A 24,880-nucleotide genomic window follows, 5' to 3' on the forward strand; every position below is an offset into this window, starting at 1 on the left:
CTGAAGCGCAACAACATACCTTTATTGAAGGTGACAGTTATTCGATCGCAGGTAAGGGCAATGTAAAGAAAAATGTGCTGCCTTCACCTAAAATACTTTCTGCCCAGATTTTTCCACCGTGCTGCTCAATAATACTGCGACAGATGGGCAATCCTAACCCGGTTCCTCCTTTTTCGCGGGAATCTGAGGCATCGACTTGTTGAAATCGCCCAAAAACGAGTTCTAATTTATCGGCTGGAATGCCCCGCCCGCGATCGCGAACTTGGAACAGCACGCAGTCTGTTTGGTTTTCCGCACTCAGGTAAATGGTGGCACCGACAGGCGAAAATTTAAGAGCATTACTAAGTAAATTTGTCAAGGTTTGGAGGATGGCATCTGCTGCGGCCCAGACTTCTGCATCGGTGGGGATAATAATTAATGAAATCTGGTGTTGATTGGCGATCGCCTGGAGGGCATCTACTACTTGCTGCATCAAATCTGCGGCTTTGCAAAGGGTTTTATCGAGAAATGCTCGCCCGGACTCCAGCCGTTCCAAATCTAAAATATCATTCACCAGGTTTACCAAACGATTGGTATCAAGTAGGGCAATTTCGATCATGCGCCGGGACTTTTCGGGTTTTTTATCGTAAATTCCAGTTTTTAATAGTCCTAAGGACATTTGAATTGCTGTCAGAGGAGTACGCAGTTCGTGGCTGACAATGCCGATGAATTCATCCTTAATTTGTTCGATTTTGTTGCGTTCGGTGATATCTTCGCCAATGCTGATACTGCCGATCGCGGTTCCATCTGAATCTTGCAGCGTTGTATTGTTCCAAGCAATGAATCGTTCTTCGCCGGATTTGGTCAAGATGACATTTCGATAATAGGGATGAGCATTGTGAGTCAAGAGTTGCAAGAAGTCGGCTTCAGTTGATTTTATACTAGAACTAGGCAAAAAGTTTTCAAACCAATTTTTGCCTAAAACTTCTTCGTGAGTATACCCTGTGAGACCGACAAAAAATGGATTGACGTAGTTGATATTTCCCGACGCATCGAGTCCGACAACAATCAACTGCACATTCTCCAAAAGCGATCGCCAGCGCCGTTCGGCTTCTCGAATTATAGCTTCTGCTTGCTGGCGTTCTTGCAATTCGAGTTCAAGTTGGGTGTAGAGTTGGGATTGCTGAATGGCGATCGCCAATTGGCTGCTAATCTGTTCGAGTAATTCAATTTCCCAAGATTGCCAATTGCGAGGTGCAGTATTTTGGTAGATGATTAACAATCCCCAGAGGAATTCTCCCGAAAATATGGGAACTGCCAAATATGCTTTGGCTTGAAATTGTTGCAAGAGTTGGATGTGACAGGGATGAAGTCCAGCTTCGTCAATATCGGCGATCGCAAAGGTTTCGTGATTGCGGAAGCGACCTCCTTTAGTTTCTTGCAGGTAGACATCTTCACAAGCTTTTTGAATATTGCATTCCACCAGTTTTACCCACTGCGGATCGACTGACTCCACCACAAAATCTCCACTCCAATCGGGAGTGAAACGATAAATCGCAGCGCGATCGACTTGTAATGTTTGCTTGACTTCTGTGACGGTAGTATTCAGAATGTCCTTGAGGTCTAAAGATTGGCGAATCGCTTGAGTAATAGTCCAGAGCAAACTTTCTTGTCGGGATTTCTGTTCTAGAGCTAATCGGCGCTGTTCTTCGCTCTCTCGCAAGGCTAATTCAGCTTGTTCTCGCTCTCTTTGGCTCTGTTTGCGATCGCTGATATCAAACAATGTTGAGCGGGTCATCATAAAGTTGCCTGCTGCATCTTCTATCGCGGTAGCATTCAGGTTAAACCAACGGCTTGAGCCGTCTTTAGTGGACATCTCGAACTCCAGGTTTTCGACCCAGCCTTGTTGTTTTAACTTGGGAAAGTTTTCATAAAAAACTTGTTTGCCATCTGGTGATAGCAGATCCAAAAACTTAATTTTATACAGCAGTTCATCCCGGGTATAGCCTAACCACTTTAGTTCTGTATCATTAATCCGAACCATTGTCCCCTCGGCATCCAGGGAGTGATAGCCACAGGGAGCATTATTGTAGAGGTCTTCTACTTCATGGATATATTGCTGCAAGACTAATTCTGCTGCTTTTCGCTGGGTAACATCACTGTTAATTTCTAGGATTTTAATTGGTCTACCTGCATCATCTTTTTGCACAACCCAACGGCTAGATACAGTAATTTGGCGATCGTCCCTAGTGTAATGAATTAGTTCTCCTTCCCAGTAACCTGTTTCAAACAGTTCTGCTTGAATTTCTGCCAATGGCTGCGGAAATTGCGTTTTGAACAAACTGTGCGATTCTTGTCCGAAGGCCTCGGCTTTTGTCCAGCCATACATCAACTCGGCTCCCTGATTCCAAAAGGTGATGACTGAGTTTAAATCCCAGGTGATAATACTATCGTGGGCGAGATCGAGCAGTTGTGCTTGTTCTGTGAGGAGTTGATAGGCGTGGTCTTTTTCGAGTAAGGTAACTAACAGACGATCGTTGACTTCGGTGAGTTGGGCTGTTCTTTCTGTTACCCGTTTTTCGAGTTCGGTATTGATTTGTTGGAGGGCAATTTGTGCTTGTTTGCGATCGGTAATATCTTCAGTGAAGAGAATGATGCCACCAACATCGCCATTGCTGCGATACCAGGGGTGAATTTCCCACCGCAACCATTGCAGGGAGCCATCTGAGTGTACAAACCGATCTTCATCGCATTTTTCAATGAAACCTGCGAAACCGCGCTGGTGGAATTGCTTCCACTCCTCTGGAATATTCGGAAAAAGCTCGTAGTGCGATCGCCCAATTATCGATCCTAGGTCATTGAGCAGATATTCATCAACCCATCGCTGGCTGGCGGCTAGGTAACACATGGAGCGATCGAACATCACAATACTGGCGGGAGCATATTTGATGAACAATTGCAGTTTTTCCTGAGTCTCCTCTAATGTTAGTTCTGCTTGTTTGCGATCGGTAATATTGTCAGAAAAGACAATGATGCCACCAACATCTCCATTGCTGCGATACCAGGGGTGAACTTCCCACCGGAACCATTGCTGCGATCCATCTGGATAGATTAATTTATCTTCTTCGCATTTCTGAACAAGCCCTGCAAAACCGCGCTGGTGGCTTTGTTTCAAATGAAGAGGCAGATCGGGAAAAAGCTCGTAGTGCGATCGCCCAATTATCGATTCTAGGTCATCGATCTCAAATTCATCAACCCATCGCTGGCTGGCGGCTAGGTAACACATAGAGCGATCGAACATCACAATACTGGCGGGAGCATATTTGATGAACAATTGCAGTTTTTCCTGAGTCTCCTCTAATGTTAGTTCTGCTTGTTTGCGCTCTCTAAGTTCGGTTTGTAGCTGTTCCAATAAATCAGCTTGTTGGATGGCAATACTAGCTTGTGCAGACAACTGTCGCAGCAATTCTATTTCTGAAGCTTGCCATTCTCGCGGCGCAACGCAGTGATGAGCAATTAGCAAACCCCAAAGATTTTCACCTTGGAGAATCGGCACGACTAAATTTGCCCTGACTTGGAGATTTGTCAGAAATTCTAGGTGACAGGGAGCAATTTGTGCCCTATAAATATCTGATTTAGCGGTGACTAAGCCTTGTCTGAAGCGTTCAAAATAGCTTTCACTAAGGCAAGGATCGTGTATCTGAGTGGATAGGATTGGTCTCGCTTCTGAACCAACTGACTCTACCACAACCCTGCCGCTCAAGTCTGGGGCTAATTGAAAGATAATTACGCGATCGCAGAGCAGAATATTTCTAATTTCTGTTACCGTGGTGTTGAGAATATCTTCTAATTTCAGGGAATCGCGGATAGCAAGTGCTGTTTTAGCCAGGATTTGCTGTTGCTGTCGCTGCCATTCCCGTTCTCTCATCAGTTGGCTGTGTCGCAGAACATAGCTAATGGAACGCTGCAAAACTTCTGGGGTAATCTGGCTTTTTTGTAAATAATCCTGAGCGCCGCTTTTGAGTAAATCAACGGCCATTTGTAGATTTCCCTGCCCTGTAAGCACGATCGCAGGAAGCGTATTTCGCCCAGTCTGTTGCAGCAGTTCCTCCAACAACTCTAACCCATCTATATCGGGTAAATAGTAATCTAGTAGCAAAATATCTGGGATCTGGTGCTGGCACCATTGCAGCGCATCTTCACCGTTATCAAATTCGACAATATTGTAGGTGCGATCGCTATCTTGCAACAAAAATCGGCGGTAGGTAGCGCGATCGACTTCTGAGTCGTCTACGAACAGAATCGTGTATTGGCCAGTTGCTTCAGGGCGGGTGGCCAAACCCAGAGAGTCCGGGAGGGTTAAGGTTGGCACTGCCGATGCTGTCGGTGGTAGCCCAGTTGCGGATTGCGATCGTCCAGCCTGCTGGAGAGCCGCCACTTCTGAGCGCAACAACTCTAATTCAGCAATCAGTTCGTCTTTAGTTTTGTCGATGTCTTCCATACTATTTAATGTTTTTGAAAGTGGTGATAAATAAAATCAGATTATGATAATTTTGGTAAAATTGAAAATTCAAACCAATATCGAAATAAAGTGTGTATCGTCTCGGTCAAAGTAGAGATCCCCATTTGTTTCAAAATATAACCATTCGCCCCTTGTTTGTAGCATCTAGGTAAGTCTAGTTCATTCAGTTGACAGTTGACTGTTGACTGTTGACAGCAACCTCTTCCGGTCAGTCCGAGGATTGGAGTAATGAATGCTCTTCTTTTAATTTATACGCCAAACCCAGAGGCTTTCAAGCAATTATTTCTGGTGAATTGTCAACACTCGTTTACCCTACTAATAATGTTGCATGATTTTTTCATGTTGGTATTACTGAGAAAGTCGAAAAATGTTAGAATGAATGGTTTTAGCTAGAACAGCAGAAACCCCACACTGAATTTAGAGGGGGATTAATCGAGGCATCGCCGAGTACCCCTGATAAATCAGTGTGGGATGAATGCGCGACTGACGGAGGTACGGAGTCAGTCATTAAATGTCAGGGAGAGTCGATCGATCCACATCTCTATCATCTGGGTGATAGTCTGCTCTCTCGCTGTCGCGACTGCCCTCAGTTTATTGAGACGCTTTTCCGACAATCGAATGTGAAGATTCTTATCTTTCATTGGGTGTGTTGTTAACGCGAACACAATTATGATATCATAATTGTCAAGGAGGGTAATCATGAGAACGGCATATCAGTATAAACTACGTCCAACCAAACAACAGGTAGTAGAGCTAGACAGATGGTTGTCAATGCTGTGTTCGCAGTACAACTATCTGTTGGCTGATAGATTCAACTGGTACGAACAAAATCGTTCTCCTGTTAATGCCTGTCCTCTCGTCTGCTACTTGCCTGAACTGCGAGACAATCCTGATTATTATTCACAGAAGAAAACGTTACCTCAGCTTAAGAAAACGCATCCTTGGTATGGCGAGATTTACTCGCAAGTCCTTCAAGATATAGTCAAGCGAGTTAAGACAACCTTTGATCGTTTTTTGAAGGGTGACAGCAACGGGAAACGTAGTGGCAAACCTCGTTTCAAATCGCGGAGTCGTTATCGCACTTTTACTTATCCACAGATGAAGGATGGGTGCTTGCAAGATTACTCAATTAGCTTGCCAATGTTTGGTAAAGTTAAAGTTGTTTTGCATCGTCCTATCCCGGATGGGTATAAAATCAAAACCGCATCTGTAACTAAGAAAGCGGATGGCTACTACCTGACGCTTTCATTAGAAGATAAAGCCGTTCCAGAGATAAAGCCGGACTTCAATCCTAATTCAATAACAGGCATTGATGTAGGGCTGAAGGAATTTTTAACAACCTCTGAGGGCGAAACAGTCGCGATTCCTCAATACTACCGCAAAGCTCAAAAGCGTCTACGAGTCGCTCAAAAACGAGTCTCACGTCGCAAGAAAGGTAGCAACCGAAGGAAGAAGGCCGTTAAACAGTTAGGGAAGTGCCACAAAAAAGTAGCTGATAGGCGTAAAGATTTCCATTTCAAAACAGCAAGCAAGCTGCTATTAAAATATGACGTTATCGCACACGAGGATTTAAACGTCAAAGGTCTAGCTCGTACAAAATTAGCTAAATCTGTGTTGGACGCTGGGTGGTCAAGCTTTCTGTCGATTCTAACAAACAAAGCCGAAAATGCTGGTTTGTTGGTTGTTCCAGTAAGTGCCTATAATACTTCACAAGATTGTTCTAATTGTGGCGAGAAAGTACCAAAAAAGCTGCATATTCGTTGGCACAGTTGCTCGTGTGGATGTGAGCTAGATCGTGACCATAATGCAGCGGTAAATATAAAAAATAGAGCGGTAGGGCATTCCGTTCTTAAAGCCAAGAGCCTCCTAAGCGATAGCCGGATTGTCTTGGAAGCCCACACTATATCCGCTTCGGATTAGTGTGGGAGATGTCACTAAGTTTAAGTATTTCTCTGCTTGAGGCGCGGATTGGTGCGCTTGATGCGGCTGAGTACCCGCGTCACTAATTCTGGCCCTAGAACTGGTTTGGTAATGAAGTCATCGGCTCCGGCTACAAAGGCTTGGCTGAGGGAATCTGCATCGGTGTGAGCAGTTACAACTAAGATTGGCAAATCTCCCCACTGCGTATCCTGCCGCACCACCTGGCACAACTCTAGCCCGCTAATTTGTGGCATCTCCAAATCGAGTATGACTAAGTTGGGCGAAGTTGTAACCAGCACCTCCCAAAATCCTTGAGGATCGGTTAATTTTATCACGTGCAAACCCCAAGGTATTAGCAGTGCAGATAAGTGAGCTAAAATGGCAGGATCGTCATCAACAATTAATACTTTGGCTTGCGGGGCTTTAGTTTTGGTTAAGATACGGGATATGGCTTGAAAAATTTGGTCGGTGGTGGCAGGTTTGTGTAAAAATTGTTTGGCACCTAGGCGAGATACTGCTAGCCGATCGCCCAAACTGTCGCGCCCTGTAAATACAATTACGGGCAGGTTGGGCGATCGCTCGTTGAGTTCTCGCAGCAGCGTCAATCCATCTTCTTCTGTGTCGGGAAAGCTTAAATCTATTAAAATCAGATCGGGCATTGACATAGCCAAGCGCGATCGGGCAGCAGCGACATTCGGAGCAATTTTCATCCGAATTTTCCAAGTTTCGGATTCTGCTTTTAAGGATTCCGTCAAAGCAGTATCATCGTCAACTACTAGCACTCGATGACATACCGCGGTAGGCACTGGTGAATTGGTTGACGTAACTGTTGGTTTGGCTAATTCCTGCTCTAATCCTGTCACTACTTCCGAAAATCGTGTGATTTCTTCAGCAGTGAAAGGGCGAAGAACACCACAGGCGTTGACTGGGCTAACGGAGATTAGTAAATGCTCTGCCGATCGCGCTAATTTCGATCCTTCTGGATACCCAAAGGATGCCATAGAGCCTGCTAATTTATGCGCTTCATGCTTGGCCGCTCGATATAATTCGAGTTCCAAATTTCCGGCAATCATAGCGGTTTTTGCTTCCGACAAGACGGCAATTTGTTGCTGAAATACTCCTCGAAACCGCTCTAGCACTTTGTCAATCGCAGACGGATCTCCAGCGCGAGATTTCTGTTTGTTGGTGCTGTTGGTGCTAGAATTGTTTGAAAGCAGCGGTGCGGATTGGGGACTTCGCTTGAGTCGATAGCCCATGCCATAAACTGTTTCGATCATTTCTTCAGTCAAGCCGCCTGCTTTGAGTTTTTTTCGGATATCCTTAATATGAGTGTTTATGGCGCGATCGGTTGGTACATCGTCAAATCCCCACAGGCGATCGAGAATGGCGCTGCGGCTGAAGATGCGATCGGGATTTCGCATAAACAATTCCAGCAGGTTGTATTCTTTGGCTGTCAGTGAAATAAGTTGTTCGCCAAAGGTTACTCGCCCTGAATCCATGTCTAAACAAAGATTTCCCCAAGTCAATGTAGTGGATGAGTCTTTAGCAAAACTCCCAGGAGAAACTGCTTTAGAGCGCCGCAATAATGTGCGGATTCTTGCTAGCAATACTTCCGTACCGCAAGGCTTGTTGATGTAATCATCGGCTCCGGCGTCGAACCCTGCTACCACATCGGCATCTGAATCGTTTGCTGTCAGTAACAGGATCGGTTTGCGGTAGTTTTGCGATCGCAGTTGCCGGCACAGACTAATCCCATCTAGTTTTGGAACCTGCACGTCGAGCAAAATCAGGTCATACTCAATCAATGTTGCCAAGTCTAAGCCCGCTTGTCCGTCGCTGGCGCGATCGATCGTGTAGTCATTTGCTTCCAACACCTTTGCCAGTGTCGCACTCAGTAATGTATCATCTTCTACTAGCAGAATTCTGATCGGAGACTTGTTCATTGTGGTTGTAGGGTGCAATTCCGATGCGCTCAAGGCTGGTGGTGTAAGGCATTGGTCTTTCTTCTCATTCGATCGTAGGTTTGAATTTTAGAATATTCGGGCGATCGGACTTATTGATAATTTATTCATGCTAAGGGAGAATTAGTTGTGGGTCAGATTAATTTTAATTGATTGTATTAAAAAAAATTGCCTTTTTTTTTTAGGGTTCACACCTTGACTGCGAGCATTCAATCAAGTATAATTAGATAATGGAAATACTGGCAAAATTAAATTTTAAGTCACCACTTCCATTATCTAAAATATACCCCGGAAGTTGAGCAAAGTCAATAGGTAATAGTTCTTTTTTAGGGCGAATTTTTCAGAAGAAGCGATCGATCGCACTAACTAATTGTAGTTTAGACTTATTGTATAAATTTTTGAGTAATACGAAAACCGCAGATTTAAAGCAGATTGACGCAGATTAACGCAGATGAATTTCTAGATAGTCTGGGAATCAGTGCAAGAGGAAAAACGATCGTAAATTACAGAAAATTTGTACAATCAGAGGTGAGACGAGCAATTGCATTCATTCACTTTCCTCTCTTAAAAAGCATCTGCGTTAATCCGTGTTCATCTGCCTGACATCTGCGGTTGCCGGATCCAGCAAAGATTTATGGAATAAGTCGTCTTGTAGTTCTAAGTTTAAACAGAAACGACCAGCTTTAGCAAAAGCTGGTCTGCACAAAAAGTTAAATCCGTTGTGTTTTTTCCCACAGTGTTTTTCTCACAGTGAGGAAACCCAAGTTGCACGTTTCTTTGCAGCGGGTTACAAGAGCAATATCATCCCTCTTCAGCGGTATTTTAGCAAGAAAATTTATTTTTTGCAATAAAACGTTACATTGGAGACAGATTTTTATGTTTGATCGTTCGGACTTCAGTCCTCTGTTATTGGATGCGGAGTGAAATCCTCACTACGAACCTGCCGGGGCTTGCTGCGGCCGACCCCAGACAATTCGCTCTTGCTTGTACACAACCATACCAGGCTTCGCACCCTTCGGCTTGTACACATATTTCGGTTCTGTATAAACCACCGGAACTTGTTCGCTGTGGCGGGCGCGACTGTAGTATGCAGTCATGTCTGCCGCAAATTGCAAATCGGTTTCTTCAGCAACTGTACCGGGTGTGAGGCGCAGCAAGGCGTGACTTCCGGGAATCTCTAGGGTGTGAAACCATAAATCGTAGTCGTTGGCTGTACGAAAGGTGAGTTGGTCGTTTTGGCGGTTGTTGCGCCCGATTAATAGTTCAAAGCCGCTGGGGGTTTGGTAGCGGTGAAATTCGATCGCAGCATTTTTGTCACTGCCACGGTAATCTGATACAACTAGATATTTTTGCTGAATCAGTTCTTCGCGGATTTCGGCGAGGGTTTGCAAATCTTGGGTGTTGCGGTAGGCTTCTAATACCGAAAGTGCGGCTTCGACTTGTTCTAAATAGTCGATTTCTTCTTGTACTGCTGCTAACAACGGTTCTACTGCAATGCGAGCTCTTTTAAGTTTTTGGTGTTTTTTGTAAATTGCTTGAGCGTTTTGAACGGCGTTTTTTTCCACGTTTAGTGGAATAATTACTGGTTTTTCGGTTTCAAAGTCTGGGAGAGAAATTGATTTCATTCCCGGTTTCCAATGCTGCAAGTTTGCCATTAACAAGTCGGCTTGGGATTTGTGAGTGTCTGCATCTGCTGATTGCTGCAAGCGTTCTTTAAATGTGTTGGCTTTGAGGCGCAGTTTTGCTAGGACGTTGTTGAGTTTTTGGGTTAGTTGATGCCGCAGTTGGGCAAATACTTGTTGGTTGATTTCGCCTGTGTAGTAACTGTTGAGTAATTGTTGAACGGAAGAGAAGGAAGAAGGAAGAGGCAAGAAGGAAGAAGGAAGAGTGGAGTTAGATTCGTTGGCAGATTCAGCTTCTGAATAGAAGGAAGAAGGAAGAGGGGAATTAGATTTGTTTTCGGGATTTGTTTCTTTTTCGTCTGGTTTTGGCCAGTCGATGACGCTGTAGCCTTCGGGGGTAAAACTTGGTTGAAATTTGGAGTTTTCTAGACATTGCAACCAGTACAGCCAGCGATGAAATAGTTGCTGCCATTGGTGGGGATTTAGGCTGTCGGTGGATTGTTCGGGGTCGAGATTTGCCGATCGAATCATCGATACAACTAAGACTTTACTCAACCCTCGGTAATTCTTCAACAGATTGGTCTTTAATTGCCCGGGAACCAGGCTAATTCGTTCTTTCCAGCGATCGAGAGATTCGATCGCACTTGGCACTGCATCCGTCAAAGACGGGGGCAATTCGTAGGGTTGCCCGGTTTGGATGGGACGCACGCTGGACTGTTTGGCGCTGACTTGGTGGGCGCAGGTGACAACGAGATTGTCTTCGGCGGTGAGGATAACATTGCTGTACTTACCCATGATTTCGGCGTAGAGATGCCAGAGGGCGTGTTCGCCGGGGCGTTTGGCGAATTGCAAGTCGATGACTCTTTCCCAAGGAGACACGGGGGCGATGGAAACTAAGGCTAAACCGCTGAGTTGGTGTCGCAGTTGTTCGCTGAAGGTGAAGGTGTCGGGAATTCGGGGCGGGGAGTCGCCGACGCAGATGCGGGCGGCTGCTGGATGGGATGAAATGTCTATCCAGCCGCGTTGGTTCATGGTTCGCAGGGCCAGGGACACTGTGAATCGATCGCGCTGGTAGACTTGTTCTAAGCGCGCTGGCAGCCATTGGGTTCGCAGTTCGCTGCAAGCTGCGGTTAATGTTGTAAAGTCTACGGGTTGCACGGTGGCCTCTTTTTGCGATCGATCGAGCTATGTATTTCTATGCTGACAGATGTTGGTCGTATTTGACCGATAGTATCAAAGTTTTGTGCCAATTTTTGATAATCGGCCGATCGCAAATCCGGGCACAAGAATGTGCGATCGCATTTGGGAAAATACAGGACACAACAAATAGGTTCGTAGTAAGGACTTTAGTCCTCTCTAATTTTGATGCGGACTCGCATTCCGAACGATCGAACCTATTTGTTATCTGGTTTGTAGTAAGGACTTTAGTCCTCTCTGATTTTGATGCAGACTCGCATTCCGAACGATCGAACCTAATTTGTTATCTGGTTTGTAGTAAGGACTTTAGTCCTCTGATTTGGATGCGGACTAAAGTCCGAACGATCGAACCTATGTACGTTTATTTGCAATATTTCATGCAATAAGTCTAAGATTTTAGACCGAGATCCCGCAGCATTTCTAAATGTTTGTGCAGGGGTGCGATCGTATTGGCTGCGATCGCCCCGCTAGCAGCAACAGCGGGCAAACCGATACCCGGAAACGTGGAATCTCCGCAGCAAAACAGACCCGCCAAAGGAGTTCCCGGCCCTGGAAACAAGCCTGTACCGGCGCGAATTCCCGGCCCGTAGGAGCCCCGATTTCTCCGCAAAAACCGTTCGTGGGTTAGCGGTGTTCCAACTAATGTGACTTCGCAGCGCGATCGAATATCGGGGATAATTCTCTCTAATGCTTGCCACATCACCTCGGCGCGCGCTTGCTTTTGCTGTTTGTATTCTTCGCTGGCGCGATCGAGCTTTTGCCATAAATCGTAGGGCTCATTTCCGGGCGTGTAGGCGTGAATGACGTGTTTCCCGTCCGGTGCGAGGTGGGGGTCGAGGAGGGAGGGAATCGAGACCAGGACGACGTTTTGAGGCGCGGAAACTCCCAGATCCCAGTCCTTGACGAAGATATAGTGACAGGCTAAGTCCGATCGCACTTCCGCAGCATCAATTCCCAGATGCAAGTGCATAAAACTATCGCATTCGGGAGTCGCCTGTCGCTGTTGGCGAAACCGTTTGGGGATAGAGTTTTCCGGCAAAAGTTTCAGCGTATCCCAAACCGAGGCGTTGGAAACGACAGCTTTGTGCGATCGAATAATTTTACCCGATCGCAACCGCACACCCGCCGCCCGGTTGTTTTCCACCAAAACCTCTGCAACGTGGGAATTTAACAGCAACTGCCCTCCGTGGCGCTCTAAACCGCGTACCAGGGCATCAACAAGGGCTCCACTACCGCCGATCGGATAATCCAAAACGGCATTGGGGCGATACCAGTCGGCGAACATGAAAGCGACTTCGGCTGCGATCGTGCCGTCAGCGGGAAGTCCAGACAGCAGGAAACACAACAGGTTCAGCCAATTTTTCACAAACGGATCTTTGACATTTGCGTCCATAATCCGGCTGAAAGGGCCTGCAAGGGCGATCGCATCTCCAGCACTTTGCAGGAAAGCCGGTGCAAATTTGCCGAGGGTAAACGCAGCGCCCCAATCGAAGCGCAAAGCCAGTGAGGGTAAGGCTGTGGCAGCTTTGGCGTAGGGTTCCATCACTCGCTGGAGTTTTTGCCATTCGGCTGCTGCTTCGCTTCCGCGCAGTTTGAAAAGCACTTCACCAAATTGACTCGCGCCTACGGATGTGTCGAAATCGCCTTCGGGCAAACAGCAACCCCAAGTATCGTAAGTGATGCAGGGAAGTTTTTCGCCGATCGCATCGAGAACTTGTCGCAGCGGATTCGCAGAGGGGCTGTAGGATAATCCTGAGTACAAAGATGGCCCGGAATCGAAGGTAAATCCGTCCCGTTTGAACCCGTGGGCTGCCCCGCCCGCGATCGAATGACTTTCGCAGACAATCACGTCAAAGCCATAACTGGCAAGCATTGCACCGCAACTCAACCCACCAATTCCGCTACCGATGATAATGATTTCTGTGTCCGTGGGGGCGATCGTCACCATGTTGTTCTCCGCTACCTACATCCCCTAATATTATTACAAACCCCTCTCTTTCCCTCTCCCTCTGCGCCCTCTGCGGCCTCTGCGGTTCATTACCTCAAAAAAATCCAATAGAAAACGAACCTTCCTATATTATTGTTAGTTAAATGGAAAACATATCAATTCTAGAACAAGCCGCCATATCCAATCCTAAACCATCTTCCACCGCCGTAGTCGCAGCCCTCTTAGAAGCGGAGAAAAACGCCAAAAAAACTAAAACTCGCTATTCCTTCGAGCAACTAACCGGTAATTGGCGCTTGTGCTTTATAACTGGCACGAAAAAGACTCGACAAAAAGCGGGAATTGTGTTAGGCGCCGGACGTTACATCCCCGAATGGGTGGCGAAAATTCAAATTGCTTACTCAGTTGAACCTGTTGCTGAAGGCGAAAAGCCTAGTGAAACGGGCAGAGTGGAGAATTCAGTGCTCGTTGGGGCGATCGAATTAACTCTTTCCGGGCCGACCAAGTTTTTGGGTAATCAGAATATTTTAGCATTTGATTTTACCAGAATTAGGGTGAAATTGTTGGGTAAAACCCTGTATCAAGGATTTATTCGCGGCGGTGAAGCGCGGGAGGCGGAATTTTTTAGCTTGAGTGTGGGGAAGCAGGCATTTTTTGCATATTTTCTGGTAGAAGATGGGATAATTGCTGCGAGGGGAAGGGGTGGCGGATTGGCTTTGTGGGGGAGAGTTTCAACAGTTGACAGTTGATAGTTGACAGTTGACAGTTGACAGTTTGAGATCGACCTCTACCTAGAACTCCGAGGAATGAAACAGTGAATAATTTTGTTTTATTTCCCCCTCGAAGGAGGAGGATTTAAACCCATTATTCTTGGTGAACTGTGACTTATTCATTGGTTTTGTTGACTTCTTTGATATTCTCCAAAATACTAGCTTCCAGCGTGCGATCGCCTATTTGTCGCGCAATTGCCAAAGCTTGGTTATAGTATTTCAAAGCTTCAGGCGGCTGTCCCATAGTCTGGTATACTGAACCAATACTATCCAAAATATCAGCTTCCTCAGAGCGATCGCCGACTTCTCGGGCGATCGGCAAAGCTTGGTTAAAGTATTTCAAAGCTTCTTCCAGCCTAGAACTAATGTAGTAATTAAGACCAATAGCATTGAGTGCTATGCCTTCAAGTTCTCTATTTTTAAGTTTTTGTGCAGTGGCTAAAATTTGCTGCCATATTTCGATCGCCTGTTGGTATTTTTCTTGCTTTTGCAGTCGATCTGCTTCCTCTATCAGTTTCAGAAGTTCTTCACTCTGTGCATCTTGACTTTGTGCCCAACTAGGTTGCACCATCACCGGCACAGTCAGAGGACTCAAACACGCACTCAAAACAAAAATAATGCTGAGAATTTGTTTCATATTTTTTATAATTCACGACCGACAGCGACAGATCTCAACCTATCGCCGTCGCTATAAACAACCAATTCGCCTAATGACTACTGACATAATGAATAATAACGCAATACAGTTCAGATAAGAGATTATATAGCCTTTATGAGAAAGGTGAGGTACGTAGTTGGGCTTCAGCCCTCTTAGTCTAACGGCTATAGAAGCTGTCAGTCATACCTCATATCTTTGAGAAAGGCTATAACAGGGAAAATCAATCACAAATAGACACTCTTGTTTGCTTCGTTCCTCTCTTCGGACAATCTTAACTGAACCGTATTGAATAATAACGTTAGCGATCGGGAACAGCACAACTGTCAACTGTCAACTGTCAACTGTCAACTGACAACTGTCAACTGTCAACTGTCAACTGTCAACTGACTACTGACTAATCAACAAAGCTGCGGGAAAGTAGCTGAGAGCATCACCAATGGCCAGCTTACCGTTACTTTCAACAGGCTGATTGGTAATCGCATCCTTCCAAACCGACGGCATTTGCTCCGACAATTCCAGATTAGTATCTTTCCAGACTTGTTTGCCGATCGGCATTTCTTCCGGTTTCACAATTCCCGTCAAGTATCGAGGAGCGATCGCAATAACAGTAGTATCTTCAAATCTGCGAGCAAAAGCAATCACGTTATCTTTAAAAGTGCCAACTGCGTGCAGTGGTTGATAATCGCCAGATTGAAAAACTTGCAAGTATTTTTTTCTAGCTTCTAGGACTCTTGCCGTCAAAAACAACTTAATTCTAGCATCTTCCCGCGTCGCAATCAAATCTTCAACCAGTTGCAAAATATCCGTCTCAGCTTGCTGTTTAATTTCCCGCAAAACCTCGATTCGGCGATCGAAATCCACTGGACGGCGGTTGTCCGGATCGACGTGGCTTAAATCCCAAAATTCCGTGCCTTGATAAATGTCGGGAACCCCAGGTGCCGTAATTTTTAGCAGCGTTTGAGATAAAGAATTGAAAATTCCGTAATCAGCTACTTTTTTCCAGAAAGGTAGAAATTTCTTGAAAAACTGATTTTGTTCTGAAGGTTCGAGAACGCTATCGATAAAGGTCATAAACCCAGTTTCGTAGTCGTTGTCAGGTCTCAGCCAAGCTGTATAAACTTTGGCTTCGCGGACAGCTTTGATCGCATAATCTTTGACGCGAGTAACATAATCAGTGTTTTCAATTTCCTCAAATGGAAAACTGCCAAGCAGAGTTTGGTACAAGAAGTATTCGTCATTGGTATCGGGAACCATGCGATTGACAAAGTTAACTTTCTTAGATGAGTTTACCTCTCTCCAAGACCTGACTTGCTGTTCCCATTCCTCAGGAATTTCTGACAAAACATTAAGTCTCGCTCGCACATCTTCGCCGCGTTTGGTATCGTGGGTAGCTGTAGCATTCATTTTGTGCGGCCAAGCTACTTGCTGCTGCTTGTTGAACTCGTGAAAATCCGCCAGCGAAACGCCGAAGTGACTGGGGTTTCCTCCGACTTCGTTGAGGGATAAAAAGCGATAGTAGACGTATAGCAACGTGTCTTCAACGCCTTTGGCCATCAGGGGGCTTGTCAACTGCTGGAGTTTCATGACAAAGTGCCTGCGCTCCTCTTTTTGTTCGGTTGTGAGGGTTTCTTCTTCTTCCAGCAACAGCAGCGTTTCGATAAATTTCAGTTCTTTGAGGAGTCGCGGTACTAATTCTTTGGCGTGGGCGATCGCATATTTGACGTAAATGCGATCGGACTCTCGCAAACCGTCTTGATTAATGTAAGTTCTGTACACTGGAAAAATCGTCAAAACCGCAGCCAGCGCTTTTTCCAAACCCGGACGAGTAAAGTCATTTCCCTGTCGGGATTGACCGGAAATATTCTTCAAAAGCTGAGCCAGATTGTCTACATCTCCCGCCAAATTTTTCTCAACAATCAGCCCTTTTTTATCTAAAAACAACTGTTCGTAAGGAACATTTAATCGAGTAAATCTCTGATAGATTTCGCTAAATTGCTGTTCGCGATCGCACCGACAAAAAACGCCGTTTACGTAGTTCAAAAAGTCGTATCCACTGGTTCCCTCAATCGGCCAATAGGACGGCAAATCTTCCTCGTGTTCCAGAATCTTTTCCACAGTAATGTAAGTGTCTCCAACTCTCTCGCGGAGCCGTTTCAAATATTCTGTGGGGTCGTACAGTCCGTCGATGTGGTCGATTCTCAATCCGGTAAACTTTCCCTCGTCCACCATGTCGAATATCAGAGCGTGGTTTTTATGGAAAACTTTAATCTCTTCAACTTTTACCGAAATCAGTTCGTTGACAGTAAAAAACCTGCGGTAGTTGATTTCTTCGGCACCCACTTTCCAGAAAGAGAGACGATAAAATTGCTCCGAGAGTAAACTATCTAACAAATTAAAGCTTTCTGGATTGCCTTTTTCTCCGTTAAAGAAATTGATATTTTCATCGATAAATTCCTGGACGATGGGATTTTGATTGTAGAGTTCCCACAGCAGCCCTTTGACAAAAGCTATCTGATCGTATCTGGCTTTACCTTTAGCTTCAGAAGGTGTATTCTTAATTAGATAAAGAATTCCCAAAAACTTGATAAAATCTGGATGGCGCCTGCCTAATTCCCTGCCTAAATGCCCCAAATTATGACCGATAAAACTAGCATAAGATTCAATTTTTACAGGCAATTGTAAGCTGTAGTAATTGATAGTTAGCCCAATTTCGCTGTATTTGAGTTGAATCTCGCCATTTTCCAGACACTCGCCATAAAAATTGCCCAGCAGCGGAGCCAGCACTCGACCTCTGAGATGTTCGTAAGCGTGATTCCATTCAATATCGAAGTAATCGAAATAGTCGGAATCCGGCCCGTGTTCTAATACGTCTAACAGCAACAAATTTTGAGTGTCGTAAGCCATGTGGTTCGGAACAATATCTTGCAGCCATCCCATGTTCAGTTTCTTGATTTCGTAGGTGAGGGCTTCAAAGTTTTCTGATGTTCCCAATTCAGGATTGATTTGATTTGAGTCAACCACATCGTATCCATGACTGCTGCCTTTTCTGGCTTTGAATATCGGTGAGGCGTAAAGGTCGGTAATTCCTAATTCTTCGAGATAGCTGAGGATTTGTTTGGCGGCTTCAAAGTTAAAACCTGCATGAAATTGAATCCGATAAGTGGTTGTGGGAATTCTCATCATCTTGATTTTACTCCTGATTGATTAGTCGATCGGGTAGTTGACAGAAATTACGCAAACAGTGGCTGGACGCGAGTTATAGCGGTTCTCTGAAAGATCGGGTACGTTGTTGGGCTTTAGCCCTCTTGGTTTAATTGGTTATATTGGTAGAGTGCAAAACTATGCGGTTTAACACTCAATTCTTGCTTAGAATTGATATTTTCCGGCAAGCTAGAACCTGAACCCATCCATTTTACATCAGCAGAGTCTAAAATTTTGTGACCATTGCCTTGGGGAAGTGCGGTCGTAACAGCGACCTCTTGCTTGTTGAAGTTCAGGATGCAGAATATCTGGCTGTTATCTGTCCACCGACGAAGAAACAAGATTTTTTCTGCTTCAATACTGGAAACTTCTAGATTTTTTTTGTCGAGTTTTTTCAGGGCGGGAATTGTTCGCCGCAGTTGAATCAAATGCTGGTGCCATTCCCAGAGGATTTTGTGTTTTCCTGCTGTTGATTTTTCCCAGTTTAACTTGCACTTTTGGAAACTCTCAGGACTTTGGGGGTCTTGAAATTCGCCTCTGTCTTCAAAAGCTTTAAATTCTTGTTGCTTGTCCTTGCGAATCGCTTCAATTAAGTCAGGATCTGAGTGGGAAACAAAGTAGAAAAACGGCGCTGTTTCTCCGTACTCTTCTCCCATAAACAAGAAAGGAATGTAGGGAGAAATCAAAACTGTAGCTGCTGCAAGTTTTAGTGCTTCAAAGTCAACTATTTGCGAGAGTCTGTCTCCTAAAATCCGGTTGCCGATTTGGTCGTGGGTTTGGGAAAATACCAGAAATTTCTCGCCCGGTTCATCTTTGACAGAATTGCCGTGTTTTCGCTTTCTGTGAGGTGCATACTGGCCGGAGTAAACAAAGCTTTCTTTGAAGGATTTTTCTAGGTGTTCGCACTTGCCAAAGTCTTGGTAGTAGCGGTCATTTTCTCCGGTAAGCAAGGCGTGCAGTGCGTGGTGGAAATCGTCGCACCACTGGGCGTCTAATCCGAAACCGCCGAGTTCTTTGGGACGTACTGTGCGGACATCGTTTAAGTCACTTTCTGCGATTAAGTAAAGTTTCCTTCCGATTTCTTGGGAAATCTCGGCGGTGGCGTCGGAGAGTTCTTGCAAAAATGGTCTGGCACCTACTTCAAATATTGCTTGAATTGCATCTAATCTCAGACCATCGATGTGATAGTCTCGAAACCAGTAGAGGGCATTTTGAATAAAGTAGTTCCGCACGCCGTCGCTGTAGGCGTCGTCGAAGTTGAGGGGGTCTCCCCAAATCGAGCCGTATTTTGAGGTAAAGTAGGGGCCGAAGTCGCGGAGGTAGTTTCCTTCGGGGCCGAGGTGGTTGTAAACGACATCGAGTATTACTGAGATGCCGTGTTCGTGGCAGGCGTTGATAAGTTTTTTGAAGCCTTCGGGGCCGCCGTAGGAGTTTTGAACGGCGTAGGGATATACGCCGTCGTATCCCCAGTTTCGATCGCCGGGAAATTGGGCGACTGGCATAATTTCGATGGCGTTGATCCCCAATTCTGTGAGTTTTTTGAGTTGGGGAATTATTGCTTCAAATGTTCCGGCTTGGGTGAATGTGCCGACGTGCAGTTCGTAGATAATCATTTCCGACAGCGGCACGCCTTGCCAATTTTTGTCTTTCCAAGCAAAGGCGTTTTCATCTATTACTTGGGATGGGGTGTGGACGCCTTGGGGTTGATATTTTGAGGCTGGGTCGGGTCGGTCGGTTTTTCCTTCGAGTTGGTAGGTGTAAAGGGTTCCGGGTGCGATGTCTGTAGCTGTGGTTTGCCAATAACCTTCTGCGGATTGTTGCATGGGTATCTGGCGTGGTTCTGGGGAAACAATTTGGACTGCTATTTGTTTGATTGTGGGCGCCCAAACTGTAAACTCACATTGGTTGTTGCCGAGGTAATTTGCTCCTATCTTCACTTTGAGTGGTTCTCCTTATAAAATAGGTGGGTTGTCCGATCGCCCTTGGGACGCAATCAAATGCTGTGTTCTTAAGGTGAGAGCGCCTGTGTAGATGGTAATATTACTTAAAATTACAAACAACTAACTCCAGACAGAGTAACGGTTAGAATTATCGCTGGGGCAAAAGTAGCGGTTCGTTATGTATAAATTAGACCATGAATCTGCACCCTTAGCGATCGCCATTCTTGGTCAACTGCAAGAGTTAATATTTCTGGTTTTTTATATAAGGTCTAAAATATATCTAAAGGTAGATAGCAAATCAGCGCGAGCGTGTATTCTATGGTTATTGCTTTTGGACGGGAAATCTGCTGCAATCTTGACTCGGCGGAGTCTCGCGAGTGGTTGGTGACAAACGGAATCGGGGGTTACGCTAGCGGGACGATCGCAAATCTCCTCACTCGCCGCTATCACGGGCTGCTGGTGGCAGCCCTCAAACCCCCGCTGGCACGGACTTTGATGCTCGCCAAGCTGGACGAGACGGCCGTGTATGCCGATCGCGCCTACCCGCTTTATACCAACCGCTGGGCCGACAGTACGATCGAACCCCACGGCTACAACTGCATCGAAAGCTTCCACCTCGAAGGTACGACGCCTGTGTGGAGGTATGCCCTCGCCGACGCTATCCTCGAAAAGCGGATTTGGATGCAGCAAGGTGCTAACACAACATATATTCAATACCGCTTGCACCGCGCCTCACAACCGATCGCGATCGCAGTCAAAGCCTTAGTCAACCACCGCGACTACCACCACATGACAAGTGCGGGCGACTGGCCTGTGAGTCTGGAAACTTTGACACAAGGGGTTTGCGTGACGGCTTTTGACGGAGCCGCACCCCTGTACCTGCTGACAGATGCTACTCCAGAGGCTAAATTTCGAGTTTCTACGCCCTTATACAATTGGCACTACGGATTTAATTTGGCAGCCGAACAGCGGCGCGGGTTGGACTGCTGCGAAGATCACCTGCACGCGGCAACTTTCCATTTTGCGATCGCACCGGGAAGTTCTCTCACATTGATAGCCAGCACCGACAAAAATCCCGAACTCAACGGCGGTACAGCTTTAGAAGTGCGCCACACTTATGACCAACAACTGCTGCAAAACTGCTCAAAAATCAGCGAATCTCCAGACTGGATTAATCACTTAGTGCTAGCAGCCGACCAATTTATCGTCAACCGCCCGCTACCAAAGGAACCCGAGGGTAAAACGATTATCGCCGGATATCCCTGGTTCAGCGACTGGGGGCGCGATACGACGATCGCCCTGCCCGGCCTCACAATCTGTACCGGGCGGTGGGAAATTGCCCGATCGATTTTGCGAACATTTGCACGGTATGTCGATCGCGGAATGCTGCCAAACCGCTTCCCCGATGCCGGGGGCGCTCCGGAATACAACACCGCAGACGCGACGCTGTGGTACTTTGAGGCTGTTCGCGCTTACTGCGACTGCACCGGAGACGACGAACTTTTGAGCGAACTCTGGCCGACACTATGTGAGATTGTGGATTGGCACGTAAACGGAACTCGGTATAACATCCGCGTCGATCCTGACGACGGTTTAGTCTACGCGGGGGAAAGCGGCGTGCAACTGACTTGGATGGACGCGAAAATCGGCGATTGGGTGGTGACTCCTCGGATTGGTAAGCCGATCGAACTTAGCGCGCTTTGGTACAATGCCGTGCAAGCTATGGCAAGTTTTGCTCGAAAACTGGGCAAGCCTCACAATGAATATCAGCAGTTGGGCGATCGTACCGCCACCGGATTCGATCGCTTCTGGAACGACTCAACCAGTTACTGCTACGACGTTCTCGACGGCCCCGACGGACACGACATTTCCCTGCGGCCCAACCAAATATTCGCCGTTTCCCTGCCCCTGGACTCGATTCCTGGGTACGAGGGCAAGCGCCAGGAAACCCGTTATACACCGTTACTCACGCCCGTACAGCGCCGCGCCGTCGTGGACGCCTGCGCTCAGGGGCTGCTCACTTCCCACGGCCTGCGGAGCCTATCCCCACAACACCCGCAGTATCGCGGCGCCTATGAGGGCGACCAATTGCAGCGCGACAGCGCCTATCACCAAGGCACAGCTTGGGGCTGGCTGATCGGCCCGTTTGTCTTGGCGCACTTGCACGTATACAAAGACCCAGCACAAGCTCTCCAATTCCTGGAACCGATGGCACATCATATAACTGCTGGCGGAGTTGGCAGTCTCGGCGAAATTTTTGAGGGCGACGCCCCCCACTCGCCCCGGGGCTGCACGGCTCAAGCTTGGACTGTGGCCGAGGTGCTACGGGCTTGGTTGGCAGTTGACAGTTGACAGTTGACAGTTGACAGTTGACAGTTGACAGTTGACAGTTAAATAGTAGCCAAATCAAACCGTTTCTCGATCGCGGGGTCAGGGATCTATAGTTGTTAATAGTGATAAGTAGGTTGGGTAGAACTGAGATCTTGCACCTTGGTTGACAGTTGACAGTTGACAGTTGACAGTTGACAGTTGACAGTTGACAGTTAAATAGGGCTTGCTGAATAAAAGTAGAAAGCTTGCCAGATAAGGGGTTTAAGCTTTTTTTGCTTAAAAAAGTGCAAGTTATAGGATTATAGAGGCTCAAAACCCTTGCAATGAAAGTTATTAGTTTCTGGCTTGCATTTGGGAATTTAGCAATAAACCTACTATTTTTTAAGCTGTGTAGCCTCGTTTTTCCACTACGTACACTTTTTCAGCAAGCCCTAAATAGTAGCCAAATCAAACCGTTTCTCGATCGCGGGGTCAGGGATCTATAGTTGTTAATAGTGATAAGTAGGTTGGGTAGAACTGAGATCTTGCACCCTGACAATCATGCAAGATGTGAGGTACAACGAAGTGAACCTACGCTTCGCTGGATCCAACCTGAAAATTATTGGTTTAACAGTGGACAATACTGTCAACTGTCAACTGTCAACTGTCAACTGTTTTATCGGAGGTTTATGGCATTATTATTAGCGGGCGATATTGGCGGAACTAAGACAATTTTGCGCTTGGTAGAAAGGACTGCTGATGGTGCAATGAATGCTCTTTACGAGTTTCGCTATCCGAGCGGGGAATTTCCCGATTTAGTGCCGATAGTTCAACAGTTTTTGACGGAAGCTGCTACTAAACTCGATTTGGCAGTGGAGCCTGAAAAAGCTTGTTTTGCGATCGCAGGCCCAGTAGTCAACAACAGCGCCAAACTGACAAATTTGCCTTGGCTGCTGGATGCAAAGCGTCTGGAAGAAGAATTAGGAATCTCCCGTGTTAGTTTGATTAATGATTTTGTAGCGGTTGGTTACGGCGTGTGTGGTTTGGAAGCTACAGATATACACACCTTGCAAGTAGGAAAACCGAGCCAGCACGATCCAATTGCTGTGATTGGTGCGGGTACAGGTTTGGGACATTGTTTTGCAATTCCCGAAGCAAATGGGATCAGGGTTTTTTCTTCGGAAGGGGGACACGGTGACTTTGCTCCTCGCTCGGAGTTGGAGTTTGAATTGCTAAAATATTTGTTAGCAAAACATAACATTCAAAGAATATCGATCGAGCGTGTAGTTTCGGGACAAGGGATTGTCTCAATTTACCAGTTTTTGCGCGATCGCAAGTTTGCTCCTGAATCAGCCGAAGTGGGGGAAGCGATCGCTCAATGGGAGTCGGAAATCGGTAAAACCGAGAAAACAGTCGATCCGGGGGCGATAATTGCGGCGGCTGCACTCCAAAAGTGCGATCGGCTTTCGGAACAAACAATGCAAATGTTTGTAGAAGCTTACGGTGCGGTGGCCGGAAATATGGCTGTTTCACTTCTACCTTACGGCGGTTTGTACGTAGCCGGCGGCATCGCTGCGAAGATTTTGCCACTGATTCTAGAAGGCAGTTTTATGCGAGCTTTTACGCACAAAGGTCGGATGGATTCGCTATTAGAAATGATACCAGTTCGCCTGGTTTTGAATGGCAATGTCGGGTTAATTGGAGCGGCGGTTTGTGCGGCAGGTCTTTAGGGGATTGAATCTGAGGAAGTTGTTAAAATTAGGGGCGGGCTAGAAGCCCACCCCACAAGATTTTTTGTGGCACAGGCATCTTGCCTGTGAAAGTGCTTGTGGCACAGGCATCTTGCCTGTGACAAANNNNTAGGGGCGGGCTAGAAGCCCACCCCACAAGATTTTTTGTGGCACAGGCATCTTGCCTGTGAAAGTGCTTGTGGCACAGGCATCTTGCCTGTGACAAATAAAAGGACAGACACTAACCTTCAGATATTTGACAGAAAAAAGGATATTCGTCTGGAGTCAAACAAAGACCAGCTTTGACAGGATTTTGCCTGATATATTCCCAAAAACCATCAAATTCTCCTTCATCTCTGACTATTCGGTCATGTCGCTCATCTTGCCAGACAGTACCGATATGCTTCATCACCTTCGGAATTTGCTTAGAACTGTAGCTTTTCATACTGTGCATAATGCTGCTGAGCGACCAAAATTTATCCTTCGACTTTGGCAAAGGCTGAATTAACATATGCACATGATCTGGCATTACAACCAAGCAAAACACCTCATACCTTTTTTTGTCAAAAAAGTTGCAAGCATTAAAAACTACTTGTTGAGCTGCCGGAGTCAATTCTAGCTTTTCCCAAGTATTAAAAGTAATGAAATAGACCGATCCATCTAACTCCCAATGAGGTAAATTCCTATAAGTAATTTTCAACTTTGGTTCCACCAAAGATTGATACTTGTTGGTGGGGTGGGCATCTTGCCCGCCCAGCCTAGAAACCGACTTCATCACAGATTGATACTTGTTGCTGGGATGGGCATCTTGCCCGCCCAACTGCTGATTGCTTCCCTGACTCAAATTTCTATGAATCATACTACTACTTCGTACAATCACAACTTAATATAAAATAGCTTTAACCAGGGAAGAGGTCAATACCACATCTTGCCTGTGACAAAGATTGGGGCGGGCTAGAAGCCCACCCCACAAGATTTTTTGTTGCACAGGCATCTTGCCTGTGACAAAGATTGGGGTGGGCTTCTAGCCCACCCCACAAGATTTTTTGTGGCACAGGCATCTTGCCTGTGACAAATATTAGGGGCGGGCTAGAAGCCCACCCCACAAGATTTTTTGTGGCACAG

At 46.2% G+C, this 24,880-nt stretch carries 13 protein-coding genes; 4 read left to right on the forward strand and 9 right to left on the reverse strand.

What is annotated here, in order from left to right; translation table 11 throughout:
• Nucleotides 1-37: 37 nt before the first annotated feature.
• Nucleotides 38-4,480 (reverse strand): PAS domain S-box protein, encoded by a 4,443-nt coding sequence (locus JGK22_RS25310; protein WP_293185283.1) that lies wholly within the window; start codon nucleotides 4,478-4,480, stop codon nucleotides 38-40.
• Between the two features lie 720 nt (nucleotides 4,481-5,200).
• Here JGK22_RS25310 and JGK22_RS25315 point away from each other — a divergent pair.
• Nucleotides 5,201-6,421, forward strand: a complete 1,221-nt coding sequence (locus tag JGK22_RS25315) for a transposase (RefSeq protein ID WP_293185284.1) — start codon at nucleotides 5,201-5,203, stop codon at nucleotides 6,419-6,421.
• 20 nt (nucleotides 6,422-6,441) lie between these two features.
• Here the strand turns inward: JGK22_RS25315 and JGK22_RS25320 are convergent, their stop codons facing one another.
• The 3 genes from JGK22_RS25320 to JGK22_RS25330 all read right to left on the reverse strand — a co-directional run bounded on the left by JGK22_RS25320 (nucleotide 6,442) and on the right by JGK22_RS25330 (nucleotide 13,149).
• Entirely contained in the window at nucleotides 6,442-8,364 is a 1,923-nt protein-coding gene (locus JGK22_RS25320; protein WP_293185285.1) for a response regulator, read from the reverse strand.
• 950 nt (nucleotides 8,365-9,314) lie between these two features.
• Complete coding sequence (locus JGK22_RS25325) at nucleotides 9,315-11,162, reverse strand: NFACT RNA binding domain-containing protein (RefSeq protein ID WP_293185287.1); 1,848 nt, start codon at nucleotides 11,160-11,162, stop codon at nucleotides 9,315-9,317.
• A 427-nt stretch (nucleotides 11,163-11,589) separates the two neighbouring features.
• On the reverse strand, nucleotides 11,590-13,149 hold the full coding sequence (locus JGK22_RS25330) for an NAD(P)/FAD-dependent oxidoreductase (RefSeq protein ID WP_293207790.1): 1,560 nt from the start codon (nucleotides 13,147-13,149) through the stop codon (nucleotides 11,590-11,592).
• 143 nt (nucleotides 13,150-13,292) lie between these two features.
• Here JGK22_RS25330 and JGK22_RS25335 point away from each other — a divergent pair, with 143 nt between their 5' ends.
• Complete coding sequence (locus JGK22_RS25335; RefSeq protein WP_293185291.1) at nucleotides 13,293-13,895, forward strand: hypothetical protein; 603 nt, start codon at nucleotides 13,293-13,295, stop codon at nucleotides 13,893-13,895.
• A gap of 136 nt (nucleotides 13,896-14,031) precedes the next feature.
• Here the strand turns inward: JGK22_RS25335 and JGK22_RS25340 are convergent, their stop codons facing one another.
• From JGK22_RS25340 to treZ, 3 genes are all read right to left on the reverse strand, one after another.
• Nucleotides 14,032-14,553, reverse strand: a complete 522-nt coding sequence (locus JGK22_RS25340; protein ID WP_293185292.1) for a tetratricopeptide repeat protein — start codon at nucleotides 14,551-14,553, stop codon at nucleotides 14,032-14,034.
• Nucleotides 14,554-14,961: 408 nt separating this feature from the next.
• Nucleotides 14,962-17,754 carry a malto-oligosyltrehalose synthase gene (gene treY / locus JGK22_RS25345; protein WP_293207802.1) on the reverse strand — a complete coding sequence of 931 codons (2,793 nt, stop codon included), beginning with the start codon at nucleotides 17,752-17,754 and terminating at the stop codon, nucleotides 14,962-14,964.
• A 116-nt stretch (nucleotides 17,755-17,870) separates the two neighbouring features.
• Nucleotides 17,871-19,712 carry a malto-oligosyltrehalose trehalohydrolase gene (gene treZ, locus JGK22_RS25350; RefSeq protein WP_293193130.1) on the reverse strand — a complete coding sequence of 614 codons (1,842 nt, stop codon included), beginning with the start codon at nucleotides 19,710-19,712 and terminating at the stop codon, nucleotides 17,871-17,873.
• 321 nt (nucleotides 19,713-20,033) lie between these two features.
• On the opposite strand from treZ, the gene JGK22_RS25355 reads away from it, so the two are divergent.
• Together JGK22_RS25355 and JGK22_RS25360 are read left to right on the forward strand one after the other, a co-directional pair.
• Nucleotides 20,034-22,067 (forward strand): amylo-alpha-1,6-glucosidase, encoded by a 2,034-nt coding sequence (locus JGK22_RS25355; protein ID WP_293185294.1) that lies wholly within the window; start codon nucleotides 20,034-20,036, stop codon nucleotides 22,065-22,067.
• A 647-nt stretch (nucleotides 22,068-22,714) separates the two neighbouring features.
• Nucleotides 22,715-23,755 carry a glucokinase gene (locus JGK22_RS25360; RefSeq protein ID WP_293186736.1) on the forward strand — a complete coding sequence of 347 codons (1,041 nt, stop codon included), beginning with the start codon at nucleotides 22,715-22,717 and terminating at the stop codon, nucleotides 23,753-23,755.
• Between the two features lie 241 nt (nucleotides 23,756-23,996).
• Here the strand turns inward: JGK22_RS25360 and JGK22_RS25365 are convergent, their stop codons facing one another.
• Both JGK22_RS25365 and JGK22_RS25370 read right to left on the reverse strand, forming a co-directional pair.
• Nucleotides 23,997-24,614: a transposase gene (locus tag JGK22_RS25365; protein WP_293207796.1), complete on the reverse strand. Its 618-nt coding sequence runs from the start codon at nucleotides 24,612-24,614 to the stop codon at nucleotides 23,997-23,999.
• 40 nt (nucleotides 24,615-24,654) lie between these two features.
• Nucleotides 24,655-24,880: hypothetical protein (locus JGK22_RS25370; RefSeq protein ID WP_293207799.1), on the reverse strand; the 226-nt coding region annotated here is incomplete at its 5' end.

This window comes from Microcoleus sp. PH2017_08_TRC_O_A (assembly GCF_020738665.1).
GTDB lineage: Bacteria > Cyanobacteriota > Cyanobacteriia > Cyanobacteriales > Microcoleaceae > Microcoleus.

What these genes read in the sequence shown, in the direction of transcription:
- JGK22_RS25360 (WP_293186736.1), top strand. Translation starts at nt 22,715, where the DNA reads ATGGCATTATTATTAGCGGGCGATATTGGCGGAACTAAGACAATTTTG.
- JGK22_RS25355 (WP_293185294.1), top strand. Translation starts at nt 20,034, where the DNA reads ATGGTTATTGCTTTTGGACGGGAAATCTGCTGCAATCTTGACTCGGCG.
- JGK22_RS25330 (WP_293207790.1), bottom strand. Translation starts at nt 13,149, where the DNA reads ATGGTGACGATCGCCCCCACGGACACAGAAATCATTATCATCGGTAGC.
- JGK22_RS25320 (WP_293185285.1), bottom strand. Translation starts at nt 8,364, where the DNA reads ATGAACAAGTCTCCGATCAGAATTCTGCTAGTAGAAGATGATACATTA.
- JGK22_RS25365 (WP_293207796.1), bottom strand. Translation starts at nt 24,614, where the DNA reads ATGATTCATAGAAATTTGAGTCAGGGAAGCAATCAGCAGTTGGGCGGG.
- treY (WP_293207802.1), bottom strand. Translation starts at nt 17,754, where the DNA reads ATGAGAATTCCCACAACCACTTATCGGATTCAATTTCATGCAGGTTTT.
- JGK22_RS25335 (WP_293185291.1), top strand. Translation starts at nt 13,293, where the DNA reads ATGGAAAACATATCAATTCTAGAACAAGCCGCCATATCCAATCCTAAA.
- JGK22_RS25310 (WP_293185283.1), bottom strand. Translation starts at nt 4,480, where the DNA reads ATGGAAGACATCGACAAAACTAAAGACGAACTGATTGCTGAATTAGAG.
- JGK22_RS25340 (WP_293185292.1), bottom strand. Translation starts at nt 14,553, where the DNA reads ATGAAACAAATTCTCAGCATTATTTTTGTTTTGAGTGCGTGTTTGAGT.
- JGK22_RS25315 (WP_293185284.1), top strand. Translation starts at nt 5,201, where the DNA reads ATGAGAACGGCATATCAGTATAAACTACGTCCAACCAAACAACAGGTA.